The sequence below is a fragment of the Azohydromonas australica DSM 1124 genome, assembly GCF_000430725.1.
GTDB lineage: Bacteria > Pseudomonadota > Gammaproteobacteria > Burkholderiales > Burkholderiaceae_C > Azohydromonas > Azohydromonas australica.
On the sequence record NZ_AUMO01000045.1, the window covers coordinates 68,185 to 87,013 of the forward strand.

At 71.9% G+C, this 18,829-nt stretch carries 18 protein-coding genes; 12 read left to right on the top strand and 6 right to left on the bottom strand.

Annotated elements, in window-relative coordinates; translation table 11 throughout:
• The first annotated feature begins 9 nt into the window (after positions 1-9).
• The 10 genes from nirD to H537_RS0108405 all read left to right on the top strand — a co-directional run bounded on the left by nirD (position 10) and on the right by H537_RS0108405 (position 11,482).
• A complete protein-coding gene (gene nirD, locus H537_RS0108365; protein ID WP_028997549.1) occupies positions 10-417 on the top strand; it encodes a nitrite reductase small subunit NirD in 408 nt (135 codons plus the stop codon).
• Between the two features lie 34 nt (positions 418-451).
• Positions 452-3,262, top strand: coding sequence for a nitrate reductase (locus H537_RS0108370; RefSeq protein ID WP_028997550.1), 2,811 nt, complete (start codon positions 452-454; stop codon positions 3,260-3,262).
• Between the two features lie 140 nt (positions 3,263-3,402).
• A complete protein-coding gene (gene ybiB, locus H537_RS0108375) occupies positions 3,403-4,353 on the top strand; it encodes a DNA-binding protein YbiB (RefSeq protein WP_028997551.1) in 951 nt (316 codons plus the stop codon).
• 13 nt (positions 4,354-4,366) lie between these two features.
• Positions 4,367-5,272: a uroporphyrinogen-III C-methyltransferase gene (cobA, locus tag H537_RS41865; protein WP_064735929.1), complete on the top strand. Its 906-nt coding sequence runs from the start codon at positions 4,367-4,369 to the stop codon at positions 5,270-5,272.
• Positions 5,273-5,300: 28 nt separating this feature from the next.
• On the top strand, positions 5,301-6,515 hold the full coding sequence (locus tag H537_RS0108385) for a BaiN/RdsA family NAD(P)/FAD-dependent oxidoreductase (RefSeq protein ID WP_028997552.1): 1,215 nt from the start codon (positions 5,301-5,303) through the stop codon (positions 6,513-6,515).
• Positions 6,516-6,613: 98 nt separating this feature from the next.
• Complete coding sequence (locus H537_RS56245) at positions 6,614-6,742, top strand: hypothetical protein (protein WP_259375224.1); 129 nt, start codon at positions 6,614-6,616, stop codon at positions 6,740-6,742.
• 15 nt (positions 6,743-6,757) lie between these two features.
• On the top strand, positions 6,758-6,970 hold the full coding sequence (gene rpsU / locus H537_RS0108390) for a 30S ribosomal protein S21 (protein WP_012346814.1): 213 nt from the start codon (positions 6,758-6,760) through the stop codon (positions 6,968-6,970).
• A 106-nt stretch (positions 6,971-7,076) separates the two neighbouring features.
• Positions 7,077-7,523: a GatB/YqeY domain-containing protein gene (locus H537_RS0108395; RefSeq protein ID WP_028997553.1), complete on the top strand. Its 447-nt coding sequence runs from the start codon at positions 7,077-7,079 to the stop codon at positions 7,521-7,523.
• Between the two features lie 9 nt (positions 7,524-7,532).
• Positions 7,533-7,895 carry a protein tyrosine phosphatase family protein gene (locus tag H537_RS0108400; protein WP_028997554.1) on the top strand — a complete coding sequence of 121 codons (363 nt, stop codon included), beginning with the start codon at positions 7,533-7,535 and terminating at the stop codon, positions 7,893-7,895.
• Positions 7,896-8,194: 299 nt separating this feature from the next.
• Entirely contained in the window at positions 8,195-11,482 is a 3,288-nt protein-coding gene (locus H537_RS0108405) for a bifunctional diguanylate cyclase/phosphodiesterase (RefSeq protein WP_028997555.1), read from the top strand.
• Positions 11,483-11,592: 110 nt separating this feature from the next.
• On the opposite strand, the gene H537_RS0108410 is transcribed toward H537_RS0108405, so the two are convergent.
• The 6 genes from H537_RS0108410 to pmbA all read right to left on the bottom strand — a co-directional run bounded on the left by H537_RS0108410 (position 11,593) and on the right by pmbA (position 17,635).
• On the bottom strand, positions 11,593-12,327 hold the full coding sequence (locus H537_RS0108410) for an ABC transporter ATP-binding protein (protein ID WP_028997556.1): 735 nt from the start codon (positions 12,325-12,327) through the stop codon (positions 11,593-11,595).
• Positions 12,324-13,133 carry an ABC transporter ATP-binding protein gene (locus tag H537_RS0108415; RefSeq protein WP_028997557.1) on the bottom strand — a complete coding sequence of 270 codons (810 nt, stop codon included), beginning with the start codon at positions 13,131-13,133 and terminating at the stop codon, positions 12,324-12,326. Before H537_RS0108415 ends, H537_RS0108410 begins: the two co-directional genes overlap by 4 nt.
• A gap of 4 nt (positions 13,134-13,137) precedes the next feature.
• Positions 13,138-13,992, bottom strand: coding sequence for a branched-chain amino acid ABC transporter permease (locus tag H537_RS0108420; RefSeq protein WP_028997558.1), 855 nt, complete (start codon positions 13,990-13,992; stop codon positions 13,138-13,140).
• Between the two features lie 6 nt (positions 13,993-13,998).
• Positions 13,999-14,880, bottom strand: coding sequence for a branched-chain amino acid ABC transporter permease (locus H537_RS0108425; protein WP_028997559.1), 882 nt, complete (start codon positions 14,878-14,880; stop codon positions 13,999-14,001).
• An 83-nt stretch (positions 14,881-14,963) separates the two neighbouring features.
• The gene (locus tag H537_RS0108430; RefSeq protein WP_028997560.1) at positions 14,964-16,103 is read right to left on the bottom strand and encodes an ABC transporter substrate-binding protein; all 1,140 of its coding nucleotides are present in this window, start codon (positions 16,101-16,103) and stop codon (positions 14,964-14,966) included.
• A gap of 161 nt (positions 16,104-16,264) precedes the next feature.
• Positions 16,265-17,635: a metalloprotease PmbA gene (gene pmbA / locus H537_RS0108435; RefSeq protein ID WP_028997561.1), complete on the bottom strand. Its 1,371-nt coding sequence runs from the start codon at positions 17,633-17,635 to the stop codon at positions 16,265-16,267.
• A 65-nt stretch (positions 17,636-17,700) separates the two neighbouring features.
• On the opposite strand from pmbA, the gene yjgA reads away from it, so the two are divergent.
• The gene (yjgA, locus tag H537_RS0108440; protein ID WP_028997562.1) at positions 17,701-18,228 is read left to right on the top strand and encodes a ribosome biogenesis factor YjgA; all 528 of its coding nucleotides are present in this window, start codon (positions 17,701-17,703) and stop codon (positions 18,226-18,228) included.
• Entirely contained in the window at positions 18,221-18,829 is a 609-nt protein-coding gene (gene mog, locus H537_RS0108445) for a molybdopterin adenylyltransferase (protein ID WP_028997563.1), read from the top strand. The genes yjgA and mog overlap by 8 nt, the downstream gene beginning before the upstream one ends.

Genomic DNA, 18,829 nt, shown 5'->3' on the forward strand with positions numbered 1-18,829 from the left:
AAAAAAACCATGAGCGCCTGGATTCCCGTCTGCACCCTCGACGACCTGCCCCTGCTGGGGGCTCGCCGCCTGGAGCGCCCCAAGGGCGCGCCGGTGGCGGTGTTCCGCAACGCCGACAACGAGGTGTTCGCGCTGCTGGACCGCTGCCCGCACAAGGGCGGCCCGCTGTCGCAGGGCATCGTGAGCGGCCGCAGCGTCGCCTGCCCGCTGCACAACTGGAGCATCGGCCTGGACAGCGGCCAGGTGGCCGCGCCCGACGAGGGCTGCACCCCGGCCTTCGCCGTCAAGGTGGAAGGCAACGTGGTGCACCTGGACCGCGACCAGGTCGCCACCCTGGGCATCGACTTGCCGCTGCCCCAGGCCGGCCCCTGCCGCGGCTCGCGCCCCGAGCTCAAGCCCACCCCGCAACCGACCTGAGCGCCCGCCCCCAGCGTCCCACCACGGTTTTGACATGGCTGAAACCCGTTCCACCTGCCCCTACTGCGGCGTCGGCTGCGGCGTGATCATCGAGAGCGATGGCGCGCAGATCACCGGCGTGCGCGGCGACCCCGAGCACCCGGCCAACTTCGGCCGGCTGTGCAGCAAGGGCAGCACGCTGCACCTCACCGCCGCTGCGCCCGTGACGCTGCAGCAGCGCCTGCTGGCCCCGATGCACCGCGCGCAGCGCGGCGAGGCGCCGCAGCGCATGGGCTGGAACGAGGCCCTGTCGCTGGCCACGGACCGCTTCGAGGACGTGATCCGCCGCCACGGCCCGGACGCGGTGGGCTTCTACCTCTCCGGGCAGCTGCTGACCGAGGACTACTACGTCTTCAACAAGCTGGCCAAGGGGCTGATCGGCACCAACAACGTCGACACCAACTCGCGGCTGTGCATGAGCTCCGCGGTGGCCGGCTACAAGGCGACGCTGGGCGCCGACGCGCCGCCCGCCTGCTACGACGACCTGGCTCGGGCCCGCACCCTGTTCATCGCCGGCTCCAACACGGCCTGGGCGCACCCGATCCTCATGCGCCGCATCGAGGACGCCAAGCGCGCCAACCCGGCGCTGCGGCTGATCGTGGTCGATCCGCGCCGCACCGAGACGGCGCAGCTGGCCGACCTGCACCTGCCGCTGCTGCCGGGCACCGACGTGGCGCTGTTCCACGGCCTGCTGCACCTGATGCTGTGGGACGGCCTGACCGACAACGCCTGGATCGCCGCCCACACCGGCGGCTTCGACGCGCTGCGCCACCGGGTGCGCGAGTACACGCCGCGCGAGACGGCGCGCATCACGGGCCTGCGCGAGCAGGACATCCTCACCGCCGCGCGCTGGTTCGCCGGGCTGGACGGCCCCAGCGGCCCGCGCGCCCCGACGCTGTCGCTGTACTGCCAGGGCCTGAACCAGAGCCGCAACGGCACCGCGAAGAACGCCGCGCTCATCAACCTGCACCTGGCCACCGGCCAGATCGGCAAGCCCGGCGCGGGCCCCTTCTCGCTCACCGGCCAGCCCAACGCCATGGGCGGGCGCGAGGTGGGCGGCCTGTCCAACCTGCTGTCGGCGCACCGCGACCTGGCCAACCCCGCGCACCGCGCCGAGGTGGCGCGGCTGTGGGGCCTGGACGACGTGCCCTCGCGCCCGGGCAAGACGGCCGTCGAGATGTTCGAGGCGGCGGCGGACGGCGAGATCAAGGCGCTGTGGATCGCATGCACCAATCCGGCGCAGTCGCTGCCCGACCAGGCCACCGTGCGCCGCGCGCTGCAGCAGGCGGAGTTCGTGGTGGTGCAGGAAGCCTTCAGGGACACCGCCACCGCGGCCTTTGCCGACCTGCTGCTGCCGGCGGCCACCTGGGGCGAGAAGGAAGGCACCGTCACCAACAGCGAGCGCCGCATCAGCCGCGTGCGCCCGGCGGTGGCGGCGCCGGGCGAGGCCCGCACCGACTTCTCCATCGCCACCGAGTTCGCGCAGCGGCTGGAAGGCCGGCTGCGCCCCAACAAGCCGTCGCTGTTCGCCTACGCCGGCCCCGAGGCGGCGTGGAACGAGCACCGCGAGAGCACGCGCGGGCGCGACCTGGACATCACCGGCCTGAGCTGGGCGATGCTCGAAGCCCAGGGCCCGCAGCAGTGGCCGCTGCCCGAAGGCGCCACGCAGGGGCGCGCGCGCCTGTACGAGGACGGCGTGTTCCCCACCGCGGACGGCAAGGCGAAGTTCGCCGACCTGCCCTACGAGGGCGTGGCCGAGCCGCGCGACGGCCGCTTCCCCTTCAGCCTCAACACCGGGCGGCTGCGCGACCAGTGGCACGGCATGAGCCGCACCGGCGTGCTGGGCCGGCTCTTCGGGCACGTGCCCGAGCCGGCGGTGGAGCTGAACCCGCAGGAGATGGCGCGGCTGAAGCTGGTCGAGGGCGATCTGGTGTACGTGACCTCGCGCCGCGGCGCCATCGTGCTGCCGGCCGTCGCGAGCGAGGCCATCCCGCTGACGCAGGCCTACGTGCCGATGCACTGGGGCTCGGAGTTCGTCTCCGGCCGCAGCAGCCGCGGCGAGCCGCTGGCGGGCGTGAACGCCCTCACCTCGCCGGCGTTCTGCCCCATCTCCAAGCAGCCCGAGCTCAAGCATGCGGCGGTGAAGCTGCTCAAGGCCGAGCTGCCGTGGAAGCTGCTGGCGCTGGCGTGGCTGCCGCAGGAGCGCGCGCACGCGGCGCGCACGGAATTGCGGGCGCTGATGGAGCGCTTCGACTACGCCAGCTGCGTGCCCTTCGGCCACGAGCGCAGCGGCGTGCTGTTCCGCGCCGCGGCCGACGCGCCGCCGCCGCGGGAGCTGGTCGACGAGATCGAGCGGCTGCTGGGGCTGGACGCCGACGGCGCGCGCGCGCTGCGCTACGAGGACCGCAAGCGCGGCCAGCGCCGCACCGTGCGGCTGAGCAGCGCCGGCGGCGACAGCCGGCTGGAGGCCGTGCTGCTGGCCGGCGACGTCAGCGCCGAAGGGTGGATCAAGGCCCTGCTGCAGGAGGAGCTGCCGGCGCAGTCCTACGGCCGCATGCTGCTGGCCCCCGGCGCCAAGGCGCCCGTGGCGCTGGCGCCGCGCGGCAAGCAGGTGTGCGCCTGCTTCAACGTCAGCGAGCCGCAGATCCGCGAGGCGCTGGGCAGTTGCCAGGGCAACCCTTCGGACCGCCTGGCGCAGCTGCAGGGCCGGCTGCGTTGCGGCACCAACTGCGGCTCCTGCGTGCCCGCGCTCAAGACGCTGGTGGAAGCCACGCCGGCCGGTGCCGTGCCGGCGGTGGCGGCCTGAGACCGGTTCATAAAACCCTGCACAGGCGCTCCCCGGTCACGGGCCTGCGGGCGGCGGACAAGCGTGCGGAACGCCCGCATCGCCCCGGCGCCGACGTGCCGGCCCGCTTCTTGCGAAACGGGGCCGGGAGACAATTCGACATGAGCATTTCGACCTACCTCAAGGAAATCGGCCGCGGCGCCAACGGCGCGCGTTCGCTCACGGTGGAGCAGGCGCAGGACCTCATGGGCCAAGTGCTCGACGGGGCCGCCAGCGACCTGGAAATCGGCGCCTTCGCCATCGCGATGCGCATGAAGGGCGAGACCGCCGACGAGCTCGCGGGCTTCCTGGCCGCGGCGCACGAGCGCTGCCTGGCCATCCCCTCCGACCGGCCGGTGGTGCTGCTGCCCAGCTACAACGGCTCGCGCCGGCTGCCCAACCTCACGCCGCTGCTGGCGCTGCGCCTGGCGCAGGAAGGTGCGCGCGTGCTGGTGCACGGCCCGCTGCAGGACCCCTCGCGCGTGACCAGCGCCGAGGTGCTGCGCGACCTGGGCCTGCCCGCGGTGAGCAGCGTGCAGGAGGTGGAGCGGGCCTGGGCGCGGCACGAGCCGGCCTACATGCGCATCGACGCGCTGTGCCCGCCGCTGGCGCGGCTGCTGGACGTGCGCTGGATCCTCGGCCTGCGCAACTCCGGGCACACCATCGCCAAGATGCTCAACCCCGTGCGCGGCGCGCGCGGGTTGCGCGTGACGAACTACACCCATCCCGAGTTCGGCCAGCTGCTGGCGCAGTACGCGAAGAACACGAGCGCCGACATGCTGCTGCTGCGCGGCACCGAGGGCGAGCCCGTGGCCGACCCGCGCCGGCTGCCGCGCATGGACCTGACGCTGCAGGGCACGCTGCACGCCGAGCTGTCCTGCGCGCCCCAGGAAGGTGCATTGGCGCAGCTGCCGGTGCTGCCGCGCGAGAACGACGCCGCCACCACCGCCGTCTACATCCAGGCCGTGCTCAGCGGCGAGAAGCCGGTGCCCGCGCCGCTGGAGCGCCAGGTGGAGCTGCTGATGGGCGCCCTGGCGGCGATGCAGGACGAGGCGCTGGCCCAAAGCGCTTGAAAAGGTTTCGAACATGACAAAGCGGACAGAACCCGCCGCCCCTTCCGCCGCGCCCGCCGCCCGCCTGCAGGCCCTGTCCGGCCAACGCGCCAGCCGCCGCGCCCTGGGCGACTGCACGCTGGTGGGCGCCGGCCCGGGCGACCCGCAGCTGCTGACGCTGGCGGCGCTGCGCGCCATCCGGCGCGCCACCGTGCTGCTGGTCGATGACCTGGTGCCGACGGCGCTGGTGGAGTTCGCGCTGCGCAACCTGAAACGCCGGCCGCGCATCGTGCCGGTGGGCAAGCGCGGCGGCTGCGAGAGCACGCCGCAGGCTTTCATCGAGCGGCTGATGGCGGCCGAGGCGCTGGCCGGCCAGCGCGTGGTGCGGCTCAAGGGCGGCGACCCGTTCATCTTCGGCCGCGGCGGCGAGGAGGCGCAAACGCTGCAGGCACAGGGCATCCCGGTGCGCGTGGTCAACGGCATCACCTCCGGGCTGGCGGCGGCCACGGGCATCGGCGTGCCGCTGACGCACCGCGCGCATGCGCAGGGCGTGATCTTCGTCACCGGCCACGCCAAGCCGGGCGGCAGCACGCCGGACTGGTCGGTGCTGGCGATGGCCGCCGCGCAGGGGCTGACGCTGGTGATCTACATGGGCGTGGCGCAGGCCGAGCGCATCCACGCCGGGCTGGTGCAGGGCCTGCCGGGCGGCACGCCGGTGGCCGTGATCCAGCACGCCAGCCTGCCGCAGCAGCGCGAGCTGGTCACGACGCTGGAGCGGCTGCCGCAGGCGCTGCGCGAGTCCGGGCTGGGCAGCCCGGCGGTGATGGTCATCGGCGAGGTGGTCCACGCCCGCACGCTGGCGCTGCAGGCCGACAACCAGGTGCAGGCTGCGCAGGCCGTCACGCCCGCCGCCACCGAGAACACCCGGCGCAGCGCCTGATTCGGGGAAACCCGGACAATGGCGCCCCATGTCTGAACCATGGGATTGCGTCATCGTCGGCGCCGGCGCAGCCGGCCTTTTCTGCGCCGGCATCGCCGGGCAGCTGGGCCTCAAGGTGCTGCTCATCGACCACGCGCCGAAGGTGGCCGAGAAGATCCGCATCTCCGGCGGCGGGCGCTGCAACTTCACCAACCGCGACGCCGGCCCCGCCAACTACCTGGGCGAGAACCCGCACTTCTGCCGCTCGGCGCTGGCGCGCTACACGGCGGCGGACTTCATCGAGCTGATCAAGAAGTACCGCATCCCCTTCCACGAGAAGCACAAGGGCCAGCTCTTCTGCGACCGCTCCGCCGAGGACGTGATCGAGATGCTGCTGGCCGAGTGCGAGGCCGGGCGCGTCACGCGCTGGCAGCCGTGCAAGGTGCTGGAGGTGCGGCACACGGCCGAGGGCTACGAGGTCGACACCGACCGCGGCACGCAGCGCAGCGCGCGGCTGGTGGTGGCCACGGGCGGGCTGTCGATCCCGAAGATCGGCGCGACGGACTTCGGCTTCCGGCTGGCCAAGCAGTTCGGCCACCGCCTGGTGGAGACGCGCCCGGCTCTGGTGCCGCTGACCTTCGACGCACCGACCTGGGCGGCCTTCGCGCCGCTGTCGGGCATCGCGCTGGAAGTGGGCATCGAGACCGGCAGCGGCAAGAAGGCCACGCGCTTCCTGGAGGACCTGCTGTTCACGCACCGCGGCTTGAGCGGCCCGGCAGTGCTGCAGATCAGCAGCTTCTGGCAGCCGGGGCAGCCGCTGCGCATCGACCTGGCGCCGGGGCGCGACCTGGGCGCGCTGCTGCGCGAGGCCAAGGCCAAGTCCAAGCGGCAGCTGGGCAACGAGCTGGCCGCGCTGCTGCCGCAGCGCCTGGCCGAGGCCTGGCTGGCGCGCGCGGGCGTCGACGGCTCCACGCCCATGCCGCAGACGCGCGACAAGGAGCTGGCGGCGCTGGGCACGGCGCTGTCGCGCTGGGAGCTCACGCCCGACGGCAGCGAGGGCTACCGCAAGGCGGAGGTCACGGCCGGCGGCGTGGATACGCGCGAGCTCAACCAGCAGTCGATGGAAAGCAAGCGCCAGCCGGGGCTGCACTTCATCGGCGAGGTGGTGGACGTCACGGGCTGGCTGGGCGGCTACAACTTCCAGTGGGCCTGGGCCAGCGCCGCGGCCTGCGCGCAGGCGATGGCGGCGTCGCGCGAGGTTTGAAGCTTCCGACGCGGCCCGGCGGCGCCTGGTCCACAACGCCGCCCGGGCGTCATCACCGGTCCGGATACTTGCGCGGACGGCAGTTTCTGCAGGTCTTGATGCACGACAGCCTGGAAGCACCGATTTGCGTGGGTTATACTCCGCGTTTTGCTGGCAAACCCCGCGTGTCGATCTGGCCCACGGACATCCGGAAAATTCCGGCGCCGGACACCGAGCGCAACTACTGAAGGACATCCCCTTTCATGACCACGATTCGCGTCAAAGAGAACGAGCCTTTCGATGTGGCCCTGCGCCGCTTCAAGCGCACCATTGAGAAGCTGGGCCTGTTGACCGAGCTGCGCGCACGCGAGTTCTACGAGAAGCCCACTGCCGAGCGCAAGCGCAAGAAGGCTGCCGCCGTCAAGCGCCACTACAAGCGCGTGCGCAGCATGCAGCTGCCCAAGAAGCTGTACTGATCGATTCGGCGCGAGCCTCGCGCTCGAACTGCTTCTGACAGTCAAGCCCGCGCGGGACGCCGTCGCGGGCTTTTGCATTTCTGGAACTGGAATTGGAGAACTGACGATGGGCCTGAAGGACCAGATCACCGAGGACATGAAGTCCGCCATGCGCGCCAAGGACACGGCGCGGCTGTCCACCGTCCGGCTGCTGCTGGCGGCGATCAAGCAGAAGGAAGTGGACGAGCGCATCACGCTGGACGATGCGCAGGTGGTGTCGGTGGTGGACAAGCTGGTCAAGCAGCGCAAGGACTCCATCGCGGCCTACACCCAGGCCGCCCGCCAGGACCTGGCCGACATCGAGGCCGCGGAGATGCAGGTGCTGCAGGGCTACCTGCCGCAGCGCCTGTCGCAGGAAGAGGTGCAGGCCGAGGTCGACGCGCTGGTGGCCGAGCTGGGCGCCGCCGGCCCCGGCGACATGGGCAAGGTGATGGGCGCGGCCAAGGCCAAGCTCGCCGGCAAGGCCGAGATGGCGCTGGTGTCCGCCGCCGTGAAGGCCGCGCTCAGCCGCTAAGCTGGCGCCATGAGCACCCCCACCGAAATCCAGCTGCGCCCGCTCACCGACGACGTGTACGTGGCACCCCAGCTGCCGCCCGAGGCGATGGCCGAGGTCGCGCGCGCGGGCTTCCGCAGCGTGATCAACAACCGCCCCGACTTCGAAGGCGGCCCCGACCAGCCCACCAGCAGCGCCATCGAGGCTGCCGCCCACGCCGCCGGCCTGGAGTACCGCCACCTGCCGGTGGCGCCGGGCTACCAGTCGCCGGAAGAGGCCGCGGCCTTCGCCCGGCTGCTGCAGGAGCTTCCCAAGCCCCTGCTGGCCTTCTGCCGCACCGGCATGCGCAGCACCAAGCTCTTCGTGATGGCGCAACAGGCGCCGCAAGCCTGACGCTCCCGAGCTGAAACGCCATTCCCGGGCCCGCCGCGTGCGGGCCCGGCCGTTTGCGGGTGCCGACGACCACCCTCCCCGCCGCCCGGCCGCCACCGTCCGTGGACGGGCCGCGCTCCCCGGCAATATTGCGCAGCCGCCGCACGGTGGGGCCGCGGTAGCGGCAGTGCCCATGGGCGACACTTCGCGCGCGTGTCGCGTCCGTGCCGGAATCCCGGGCCGCGCTGCCGTGCCGCCGGCGCCTTCGTCGCAGCAGTTTCTTTCCTTCCCTGGTTCACGCCGGCCGCTCTCGCGTCTCCATGCCCCGCCGCTTTGCCCCCTTCGCCTCCGTCCCGGGCCGGCTGGCCTGGACCGTGCTGGTGCTGGGCCTGGCACTGTCGCTGCTGGCCTTCAACTGGCTGCGCGGGCAGGCGCGGCAGGCGCTGGAGCAGCGGCTGCAGGCGCAGTCGCGCGAGGCGCGCGACGCCATCGAGGCGCGGCTGCGCTCCTACGCCGACGTGCTGCAGGGCCTCTCGGCCTTCTTCCACGGCTCCGACAGCGTCTCGCGCGCGGACTTCCAGCGCTACGCCCGCAGCCTGGACCTGGAGAGCCGCTACCCCGGCCTGCAGCGGCTGAGCTTCGTCGAGCTCGTGCGCCACGAGCGGCGCGCCGCGTTCGAGCAGGCGGCGCGCACCGACACCAGCCTGCAGGCCCAGGGCCATCCGGACTTCCGGATCCATCCCGAGATTCGCCGCGAGGCCTATTACGTCGTCCGGTACATCGAGCCCGCGGCGGGCATGGAGGATGGCTTCGGCTTCGACCTGGCCAGCGACTGGGGCCGCCGCGTGGCGCTGGAGCGCGCGCGGGACAGCGGCCGGCTCGCCGCCTCGGCCCGGCTGCACCCCACCGGCGAGGTGCTGGACGCGGCCGACTTCCAGCTGCGCCTTCCCCTCTACCAGCCCGGCCTGCCCACCGACAGCGTGGAGCAGCGCCGCCAGGCCTTCCTGGGCGTGGTGGGCGCGGGGCTGAGCATCCGCCGCTTCATGGCCGGCACGCTGACGCCCGGCATGTGGCGCGACCTGCGGCTGCGCATCCACGACAGCGGCCCCGTCGACGGCGCCGTGCTGCCGCCCGCGCCCGACACCGTCCTCTACGACAGCCTCGTCCCGGCCGACGACAGCGCCACGGCGCTGCAGGCGGTGCACACGCTGGAGCTGGGCGGCCGGCGCTGGACGCTGCGGATGATGCCGACGCCGGTGTTCCTGCAAGGCGCCCGCTTCGAGACCCTGCTGCCCTGGACCGTGCTGGCCGCCGGCGGGGCCATGTCGCTGCTGCTGTTCGCCCTGGTGCACTCGCTGGCGGGCGCGCAGGCCCGCGCCATCGCCCTGGCCCAGGACAAGACGCGCGAGCTCGGCCGCCGCGAGGCCGACTTGGCCGAGGCCCAGCGCGTGGCCCGCCTGGGCAGCTGGCGCTTCGACGTGGATGCGGAGCGCTTCCACGCCTCGGAGCAGGCGCAACGGCTGCTGGGCGGGCTCAGCCTGGAGCGGCTGCACCCGGCCGACCGCGCCGACTTCAACCAGCGCCTGCGCGAGGCCGCCGCCGACGGCAACGGCTTCGAGCTGGAGCTGCGGCTGCAGCCCGCGCCGGTGGCGGCCGATGCCGCGGACCCGGCCGAGCGCGAGGCCGCCGAGCAGCGCTGGCTGCATGCCGTCGTGCATGCCGAGCCCGACGGCCACGGCCACGTGCACCAGCTGCGCGGCACGCTCATGGACGTGAGCGCGCGCAAGCACGGTGAGCTGCGCCTGGCCGTGGAGCACGCCACCACGCGGCTGCTGGCCGAGAGCGAGGACGAGGCCCAGGCGCTGCAGCTGCTGTTCCAGACCTGGTGCAAGACGTTGGACTGGCAGGCCGCCGCGCACTGGCAGTGGCGGCACGGCACGCCGTGCCGCACCCAGCACTGGAGCGCGCCGGGCTCGGCCGAGGCCGGGGAGCCCTTGCCGGGCGAGTGGGTGCGGCTGGCCGGGGAACGGCGCGAGCCGGCCTGGACCGCCCTGGCCTGCGACGCCACCGACGCCTCGGACCTGTGCCTGCCGCCCGCGGCGGGGCCGCTGCCGGGCGCGCTGGCCGTGCCGGTGGTCCTGGGCGGCGCAGTGGCCGGGGTGCTGGAGTTCCGGCGCGGCAACGCGCGCGCGCCCGATGGCGGGCTGGTGGCGCTGGCGCGCACGGTGGGCACGCAGTTCGGACAGTTCCTGCAGCGCCGCCGCGCCGAGCAGGAGCTGGTGCATGCGGCGCACCACGACGCGCTCACCGGCATGCTCAACCGCGGCGTGCTCATGACGCAGCTGGAGCACGCCATCGAGCGCGGCCGCCGCACCCGCTCGCGGCTGGCGGTGTGCTTCATCGACCTGGACCGCTTCAAGGCCGTCAACGACACGCTGGGCCACGGCGCCGGGGACGAGCTGCTGCGCCAAGTGGCCGCGCGGCTGCGCGAGACGCTGCGGCAGGCCGACCTCGTGGCCCGCCATGGCGGCGACGAGTTCGTGGTGCTGGCCGAGGACGGCGCCGGCCCGGATGCGCTGGCGACGCTGGCGCGCCGGCTCGTGGACGCGCTGGGCACGCCCTACCTGGTGCAGGGGCACGAATGCCCCATTACCGCCAGCATGGGCCTGGCCGTCTTCCCCGAGGACGGCCAGGACGCCGCCACGCTGCTGCGCCATGCCGACATCGCGATGTACCGCGCCAAGGAGGCGGGCAAGAACCGCTACGCCTTCTTCGCCTCGCAGATGGACGAGCAGGCCCGGCGCCGCCTGGGGCTGCAGGCAGCGCTGCGCCGCGCGCTGGAGCGGCGCGAGCTCACGCTGGCCTACCAGCCCAAGGTGGCGCTGGTCGACGGCCACGTCACCGGCGCGGAGGCGCTGGCGCGCTGGAGCCATCCCGAGTGGGGCGTGGTCAGCCCGGCGGAGTTCATCCCGCTGGCCGAGGAGGCGGGGCTCATCGGCGAGCTGGGCCGCTGGGTGCTGTCGCAGGCGCTGGCGGACGCGGCGGCCTGGAGCGCGCGCCTGGGCCGGGCGCTGCCGGTGGCGGTGAACCTGTCGGCCAGCCAGTTCGCCGACGGCGAGCTGCTGCTGGCGCAGGTGCGCCAGGCGCTGCGGGACAGCGGCGCGGCGCCCGGACTGCTGGAGCTGGAGCTCACCGAGAGCATGGTGATGCGCGAGCCCGAGGAGGCGGTGCGGCTGCTGGGCGCGCTGCGGGCGCTGGGGGTGCGCGTGTCCATCGACGACTTCGGCACCGGCCACTCCTCGCTGGCCTATCTCAAGCGGCTGCCGCTGGACGCGGTGAAGCTGGACCGCTCCTTCGTGAGCGACCTGCCCGGCGACCGCGATGACGCGGCCATCACCAGCGGCGTGATCGCGCTGGCGCACCAGCTGCGCCTGGAGGTGGTGGCCGAGGGCGTGGAGACGGATGCGCAGGCGGCCTTCCTGCGCGCGGCCGGCTGCGACCAGGCGCAGGGCTTCAGGTACGGCCTGCCGATGGCGGCACGCGAGCTGCCGGCATGGGCAGAGGCGTGGCGCCACGCCACGGCGCCGGTGGAGGCGGCGGCGATCTGAGGCCGGTTCTCTGCCGGTACCGAAAGAAAACCCATTCGGGCTGAGCCCTTCGACAAGCTCAGGGCGAACAGGATTTGTGCCGCCTGCGAAGACAAACCGAGTGGAGAGCCTCAGCCGCCCAGGTAGGCCGCCTGCACCTTCGGGTCGTCCAGCAGCGCGCGGCCACTGCCCTGCAGCACGATGCGGCCGGTTTCCAGCACGTAGGCCTGGCTGGCGATGCGCAGCGCCTGACGCACGTTCTGCTCCACCAGCAGGATCGTCAGCCCGGTGCGGTTGATGCTCACCAGCGTGCGGAAGATCTCCTGCACCACGATGGGCGCCAGCCCCATGGAGGGCTCGTCCAGCAGCAGCACGCGCGGATTGGCCATGAGCGCGCGGCCGATGGCCAGCATCTGCTGCTCGCCGCCGGAGAGGTTGCCGGCGTAGCCCTCCAGCCGCTCCTTCAGGCGCGGGAACAGCTCGAAGATGCGCTCCAGGTCGCCGGCCTTGGCCTTGCGGCCCGGGCGGCTGTAGGCGCCCAGCTCCAGGTTCTCGCGCACGGTGAGCTGGGTCAGCATCGCCCGCCCCTCGGCCACCTGCACGATGCCGCGCGCCACGCGCAGGTGCGGCTTCAGGGCGGACAGGTCCTGCCCCTCGAACAGGAAGCGGCCGGCGCGCGGCTTCACCAGGCCCGACAGCGCCATCAGCGTGGTGGACTTGCCCGCGCCGTTGGCGCCCACGAGCGCGGTGATCTCGCCCTCGCGCAATTCGAAATCCACGCCCTTGACGGCCTCGATGTGGCCGTAGGCCACCTGCAGCCCCTCCACACGCAGCAGCGGGGCGGTGGTGGTCGTCGTCGTGCTCATGCCTGTGCCCCCCCCTGTGCTCCGTTGGCCGCGGCGTCCTGCAGCGGGTCCTCGTCGCGGCCCAGATAGGCCTCGATCACCTGCGGGTCACGCTGCACCACGTCGGGGGTGGCGTCGCAGATGATGCGGCCGAAGTTCAGCACCGCCACGCGCTCGCACAGCCCCATCACGAAGCGCATGTCGTGCTCGATCATGAAGATGCCGTAGCCGCGGCCGCGGATGTTGCGGATCTCGTGCATCAGCTCCGTCTTCTCGCTGGCGTTCATGCCCGCCACGGGCTCGTCGAGCAGCAGCAGCTTGGGCTCGGTGGCCAGGGCCCGCGCCAGCTCCAGGCGGCGCTGCTCGCCGTAGGAGAGGCTGTCGGCGGTCGCGCCGGCCTTGTGGTCCAGCCGCACCCAGCTCAGCAGCTCCAGCGCGCGCTCGCGCGCGCGCTTCTCCGCGGCGCGCACGCCGGGGCTGGAGAACAGCGTGCCCAGGGCGCCGTAGCCCAGGTGGCGGTGCATGCCCACCACCACGTTGTCCAGCAGGCTCATCTCCTTGAACACGCGGATGTTCTGGAAGGTGCGCGCGATGCCGCGGCGCGTGACCTCGTGCGGCGCCAGCCCCACGAGGCTCTTGCCGCCGAACTCGATGGCGCCGCCCGTGGGCCGGAACAGCCCGGTGATGAGGTTGAAGACGGTGGTCTTGCCGGCGCCGTTGGGGCCGATCAGGCCGAAGATGCTGCCCTCCGGGGGCAGCTCGATGTTGACGTCCTGCAGCACGTGCAGGCCGCCGAAGCGCATGGAAACGTTGGCGAGCTTGAGCATGGCGTCAGTCCTTGCGGCCCAGCAGGCGGCGGAAGCGCATCGGGTCCCACAGCCCGCGCGGCAGGAACAGCGTGATCACGACCAGGATCAGGCCGTTGACCACCAGGCGGAAGTCCCGCAGCCCGCGCAGCACCTCGGGCAGCAGCGTCAGGATCACCGCGCCCAGCACCGGCCCGGTCAGGCCGTTGATGCCGCCCAGGATCGCCATGGTCAGGATCTCCACGCCGCGGTCGAAGCCGTACTCGTTGGGGCCGATGAAGAAGGTCAAGTGCGCGTTGAGCGCGCCGGCGAGGCCGGCCAGCGCCGCGCCCAGCACGAAGGCCAGCATCTTGTGCGCGGCGATGTCGATGCCCATCAGCGCGGCGGCGGTCTCGTCTTCCTTGATCGCCTCGAAGGCGCGCCCGATGCGCGTGCGCCGCAGCTGCCACAGCACGAACAGCGCGGCGACCACGGCGAACAGCACGTGCCACCACTGCGTCAGCTGCGGGATGCCGTTGAGGCCCAGCGCGCCGCCGGTCCAGTCCTCGGTGTTGAGGATGAGGATGCGCACCACCTCGCCGAAGCCCAGCGTGGCCATGGCGAGGTACACGCCCGACAGCCGCAGCGTGGGCTTGCCGATGAGGAAGGCCACCACCGCGGGCGCCGCCATGCCGGCCAGCAGCGCCAGCGGGAACGGCGTGGCGGTGTTCATGCTCAGCAGCGACGCGGTGTAGGCGCCGATGCCCATGAAGGCGCCGTTGGCCATGGCCAGCAGCCCGCAGGACAGCGTGAGGTAGATGGACAACGCCAGCAGCGCGTTGGTGCCCAGCGTGAGCACCAGGTTGCTGTAGATGGCCCAGAAATTGTCGAAAGCGTCCATGGGTGCTCAGGCCTTGCGCTGCTGCAGCTTGCCGAACAGGCCCGTGGGCCGCACCAGCAGGATGAGATACAGGAGGCCGAAGGCCACGGCGTCGCGCATGGTCGAGCCGATGTAGGCCACCGACATCACTTCCGCGAAGCCCAGGAACAGCCCCCCGAGCAGCGCGCCGCGGATGTCGCCCATGCCGCCCAGGATGATCACGGCGATGCCCTTGTGCAGCATCGGCTGGCCCATGAGCGGGAACACGGCGTTGGACGAGAGCCCGATCAGCACCCCAGCCAGCCCGCCCAGCCCCGCCGCCACGAAGGAGGTCAGCATGAACAGGCCTTCGACGTTGATGCCCAGCAGCCAAGCCGACTTGGGCGACTCGGCGATGGCGCGCAGCGCGCGGCCGAGCTGCGTGCGCTGGATGCCCAGCAGCAGCACGGCCATCAGCGCGAAGGACAGCAGGATGATCCCCAGCTCCAGCACCGTCAGGTGCAGCCCGCCCAGGTCCAGCGCGGCGTCGGGCACCACCTCCTGCGGGAAGCGCCGGTTCTCGGCGCCGAACAGGCCCTGCATGGTGCTGGTGACGGCGATGCCGATGCCGATGGTGGTGATCATCGGGATCAGGTGCGGCGCGTTGTTCTCGCGCAGCCGGCGCAGCACCAGGCGGTCGATCAGCAGCCCGAACAGGCCGCTGAGCAGCGCGGCCAGCAGCGCCGACAGCCACAGCGGCAGGCTCCACTGCTCCACGAACACCAGCGCGGCGTAGGCGCCGACGGTGAACATCGCGCCGTGGGCAAGGTTGATCACGCCGAGCACGCCGAAGACCAGCGTGAAGCCCAGCGCGAACAGGGCGTACACGCAGCCCAGCGAGAGCGCGTTGATGAGTTGCTGTTCAAGCATGAGGTCCCCAACGAAAAGCGACCGCGGCGCGCCTTGCAGCGCGCCGCGGCCTTCAGGGTGGTGAATCGGGAACGGGCGCGGGCTTACTTCTCGATCGAGAACTTGCCGCCGCGCGTGACGCTGACGATGGCCGTCTGCTGCGCGTCGTAGCCCGCCGGGCGGCCGGCCTTGTCGTTGGCGCGGCGGAACTGGAAGTCGCCCGTGGCGCCGCTGTGCTTGACCTCGGGCAGCGCGTTGCGCAGCGCCAGGCGGTCGGCGGGCAGGTTGCCGCTGAGCTTGATCTTCTTCATCGCCTGCGCGGCGATGTAGAGGCCGTCGTAGGCCTGGGCGGCGAACTGGTCCGGCGCGGTCTTGAACTTGGAGGTGTAGGCCACCACGAACTTGCGGTTGGCCTCGGACTGGTTCTCGATCGACCAGGGGCTGCCGACCCACAGGCCCTCGGCCTTGTCCTTGGCCAGGTCGAACACCTTCACGGAGTTCATGCCGTTGCCGCCGATGATGGGCACGTTCAGGCCCAGCTGGCGGGCCTGCACCATGATCGGCGCGCCCTCGGCCAGCAGCGCCGACAGCACGATGGCGTCGGGGTTGGTGGCCTTGATCTTGGTGAGCTGGGCCTTGAAGTCCACGTCGCCCTTGGCGAAGGTCTCCGTGGTGGTCACGGGGATCTTCAGGTCTTCCAGCGCCTTCTTGAAGTTGTCGTAGCCGCTCTTGGTGAAGACGTCGTCGTTGCCGTAGAGCACCGCCACCTTCTTCACGCCGGCCTTCTTGGCGGCCATCTTCAGCGTCTCGGGCAGCACGTCCGCCTCGGTGACGGAGTTGCGGAACACGAAGTCGCCGATGGAGGTGATGCCGTCGGCGGTGTTGGAGGTGCCGAACACCACGGTCTTGGCGCCCTGGGCGATGGGGTCGGCGGCCTGCGCGGAGTTGGAGAGCGTGGGGCCGAAGATCATCAGGACCTGGTCCTGGAAGATGAGCTTCTTGAAGACGTTGATCGCCTCTTCCTTCTTGCCCTGCTCATCCTCGATCACCAGCGCGATCTTGTTGCCGTTGACGCCGCCGGCGGCGTTGATCTCGTCGGCCGCGAGCTGGAAGCCGTTGCGGATGGCCACGCCGTACTGCGCCGCGCCGCCGGACAGGGCCTCGGCCACGCCGACCTTGATGTCGGCCGCCTGGGCCACGGTCGCGGCCACGGCCGCACTCAGGATGGTGAGCAGTTTCTTCATGGGGGTCCTACCGGTAGGAGTGAGCGACGGCTGGCTGCAAGGCCGCTGTCAGACAACCGACGAGTGTACGACGGCAACGAAATGCTTCCGCCGCCGCCAGGGCGGCCCCGCGCACGGAGCGCACGGGGCATCGCCCAGAGGCTGGGATCAGGGATGAGGCATCAGAGGCCGGCGACCTTCATGCGCTCGATCAGCACCGAGCCGTTGGTCTTGCTGCCCATCGTGTACTCGTCGGAGCCCACGGCCACGATCTGCTTGAACATCTGGCCCAGGTTGCCGGCGATGGTGATCTCCTGCACCGGGTGCACGATGCGCCCATCCTCGACCCAGAAGCCGGTGGCGCCGCGCGAGTAGTCGCCGGTGACGAAGTTGACGCCCTGCCCCATCAGCTCGATCACGAACAGGCCGCGGCCGAGCTTGCGCAGCATCTCTTCGAGGTTGTCGCCGGGCTGCGTGAGGCGGCTGGACAGGCGCAGGTTCTGCGAGCCGCCGGCGTGGCCGGTGGTGCGCAGGCCCAGCTTGCGCGCCGAGTAGCTGGAGAGGAAGTAGCCCTGCGTCACGCCGGCCTCGACCACGGTGCGCTTGCGCGTGGCCACGCCCTCGTCGTCGAAGGGCGCGCTGCCCTTGCCGCGCAGGATGTGCGGGTCCTCCACGAGGTCCAGGTGCTCGGCCAGGGTCTGCTGGCCCAGGCAGTCGTGCAGGAAGGTGGCCTTGCGGTAGAGCGCGCCGCCGCTGGTGGCCTGCACGTAGCCGCCGATCAGGCCCGAGGCCAGCGTGGACTCGAACAGCACCGGCACCTCGCAGGTGGCGATCTTGCGGGCCTTCAGGCGCGAGAGCGCGCGCTCGGCGGCGTAGCGGCCCACGGCCTCCGGGCTGGCCATCTCCGAGGCGTTGCGCATGGAGGTGTACCAGTGGTCGCGCTGCATGTTCGCGCCCCGGCCGGCGATGGGCGCGACGGACAGCGAGTGCCGCGAGCTGGCGTAGCCGCCCTTGAAGCCGCGGCTGTTAGCGGCCAGGAAATGCGCCTGCTGCGCCGACACGCCGGCGCCTTCGGAATTGGTGATGCGGCGGTCGGTGTCGAAGGCGGCCTGCTCGCAGCGGCGCGCGAGCTCGGCAGCGGCGTCGGCGTCGATGTCCCAGGGGTGGAAGAGGTCCAGGTCGCGCCGGGCGTCTTCCGGCGAGACCAGGTCCTGCTCGTCGGGCAGCCCGGCGGCCGGGTCTTCCGCGGTGAAGCGGGCGATGTCGTAGGCCGCGCGCACGGTCTGTTCCAGCGCGGCGGGCGAGAAGTCGGAGGTGCTGGCGTTGCCGCGGCGCTGGCCGATGTAGACGCTGATGCCCACCGACTTGTCGCGGTTGCGCTCGACGTTCTCCAGCTCGCCCTTGCGCACCGACACCGACAGGCCCACGCCCTCGGAGACTTCCACGCCGGCATCGCTGGCCCCGAGCTTCTTGGCAAGCGCGAGGGCGTCGTCAACGATCTGCTCGAACTGCTCGCGGGTGTAGGCGAAAACCGGTGCGTTGGATCGGGTCATGAGGGAGGTGCTTGGGGGGTATGTCAAGGGGCCAGGGCTATCATACCCAGCGCATTTGAATCGCCATGTCCATCCCTGAATCCGATTTCTCGCCCGACGACGGCGAACGCCCCAGCAAATCCGCCCTCAAGCGTGAGGCCCATGAACTGCAGAAGCTGGGACAGGAGCTCATAGAGCTGCCCGATGCCCGGCTGGCCGCCGTCCCGATGGAGGAAGGCCTGCTCATCGCGCTCAAGGCGCTCAAGAAAACCAAGTCCCACGAGGGCCGCCGGCGCCAGCTCCAGTACGTGGGCAAGCTCATGCGCTCGGCCGACGTGGAGCCGCTGCGCGAGGCGGTGGCCGCCTTCAAGCTCGGCCACGCGCAGGACGCGGTGAAGCTGCACCGCGCCGAGCGCTGGCGCGAGGAGCTGGCCGCCGACTCCGAGGCCGTCACGCGCTGGATGCACGCGCATCCGGACAGCGACGTGCAGCGGCTGCGCAGCCTCATCCGCGCCGCGCAGAAGGACGCCGACGCCGCCCCCGAGCAGCGCCACGGCCGCGCCTGGCGCGAGCTGTTCCAGTTCATCAAAGCGGAGCTGCGCGACGATGAGTGACCAAGCCACCAACGACGGGTTCGATGCCGTGCGCATCGGGCTGGTGTCCATCAGCGACCGCGCCAGCGCCGGCGTCTACCAGGACCAGGGCCTGCCCGCGCTGCGCGAGTGGCTCACGCGCGCCGTGCGCAACCCGGTGCAGTGGGTGGAGCGGCTGATCCCCGACGAGCAGGAAGGCATCAGCGCCGCGCTGCGCGCGCTGGTGGACGACGAGGGCTGCGACCTGGTGCTGACCACCGGCGGCACCGGCCCCGCGCCGCGCGACGTCACGCCCGAGGCCACGCTGGCGGTGGCGCACAAGGAGATGCCGGGCTTCGGCGAGCAGATGCGCCAGATCAGCCTGCGCTTCGTGCCCACGGCCATCCTCTCGCGCCAGGTGGCGGTGATCCGCGGCAAGGCGCTGATCATCAACCTGCCGGGGCAGCCCAAGGCCATCGCTGAGACGCTGGAGGGCCTGCCCAGCGCCACGCCGCCGGCCCCGGGCATCTTCGCCGCGGTGCCCTACTGCATCGACCTCATTGGCGGCCCGTACATCGAGACCGACCCGGCGGTGTGCAAGGCGTTCCGGCCGAAGTCGGCGATCCGGCCGCCCAAGGCCTGA

What these genes read in the sequence shown, in the direction of transcription:
- nirD (WP_028997549.1), top strand. Translation starts at nt 10, where the DNA reads ATGAGCGCCTGGATTCCCGTCTGCACCCTCGACGACCTGCCCCTGCTG.
- H537_RS0108370 (WP_028997550.1), top strand. Translation starts at nt 452, where the DNA reads ATGGCTGAAACCCGTTCCACCTGCCCCTACTGCGGCGTCGGCTGCGGC.
- ybiB (WP_028997551.1), top strand. Translation starts at nt 3,403, where the DNA reads ATGAGCATTTCGACCTACCTCAAGGAAATCGGCCGCGGCGCCAACGGC.
- cobA (WP_064735929.1), top strand. Translation starts at nt 4,367, where the DNA reads ATGACAAAGCGGACAGAACCCGCCGCCCCTTCCGCCGCGCCCGCCGCC.
- H537_RS0108385 (WP_028997552.1), top strand. Translation starts at nt 5,301, where the DNA reads ATGTCTGAACCATGGGATTGCGTCATCGTCGGCGCCGGCGCAGCCGGC.
- H537_RS56245 (WP_259375224.1), top strand. Translation starts at nt 6,614, where the DNA reads ATGCACGACAGCCTGGAAGCACCGATTTGCGTGGGTTATACTCCGCGT.
- rpsU (WP_012346814.1), top strand. Translation starts at nt 6,758, where the DNA reads ATGACCACGATTCGCGTCAAAGAGAACGAGCCTTTCGATGTGGCCCTG.
- H537_RS0108395 (WP_028997553.1), top strand. Translation starts at nt 7,077, where the DNA reads ATGGGCCTGAAGGACCAGATCACCGAGGACATGAAGTCCGCCATGCGC.
- H537_RS0108400 (WP_028997554.1), top strand. Translation starts at nt 7,533, where the DNA reads ATGAGCACCCCCACCGAAATCCAGCTGCGCCCGCTCACCGACGACGTG.
- H537_RS0108405 (WP_028997555.1), top strand. Translation starts at nt 8,195, where the DNA reads ATGCCCCGCCGCTTTGCCCCCTTCGCCTCCGTCCCGGGCCGGCTGGCC.
- H537_RS0108410 (WP_028997556.1), bottom strand. Translation starts at nt 12,327, where the DNA reads ATGAGCACGACGACGACCACCACCGCCCCGCTGCTGCGTGTGGAGGGG.
- H537_RS0108415 (WP_028997557.1), bottom strand. Translation starts at nt 13,133, where the DNA reads ATGCTCAAGCTCGCCAACGTTTCCATGCGCTTCGGCGGCCTGCACGTG.
- H537_RS0108420 (WP_028997558.1), bottom strand. Translation starts at nt 13,992, where the DNA reads ATGGACGCTTTCGACAATTTCTGGGCCATCTACAGCAACCTGGTGCTC.
- H537_RS0108425 (WP_028997559.1), bottom strand. Translation starts at nt 14,880, where the DNA reads ATGCTTGAACAGCAACTCATCAACGCGCTCTCGCTGGGCTGCGTGTAC.
- H537_RS0108430 (WP_028997560.1), bottom strand. Translation starts at nt 16,103, where the DNA reads ATGAAGAAACTGCTCACCATCCTGAGTGCGGCCGTGGCCGCGACCGTG.
- pmbA (WP_028997561.1), bottom strand. Translation starts at nt 17,635, where the DNA reads ATGACCCGATCCAACGCACCGGTTTTCGCCTACACCCGCGAGCAGTTC.
- yjgA (WP_028997562.1), top strand. Translation starts at nt 17,701, where the DNA reads ATGTCCATCCCTGAATCCGATTTCTCGCCCGACGACGGCGAACGCCCC.
- mog (WP_028997563.1), top strand. Translation starts at nt 18,221, where the DNA reads ATGAGTGACCAAGCCACCAACGACGGGTTCGATGCCGTGCGCATCGGG.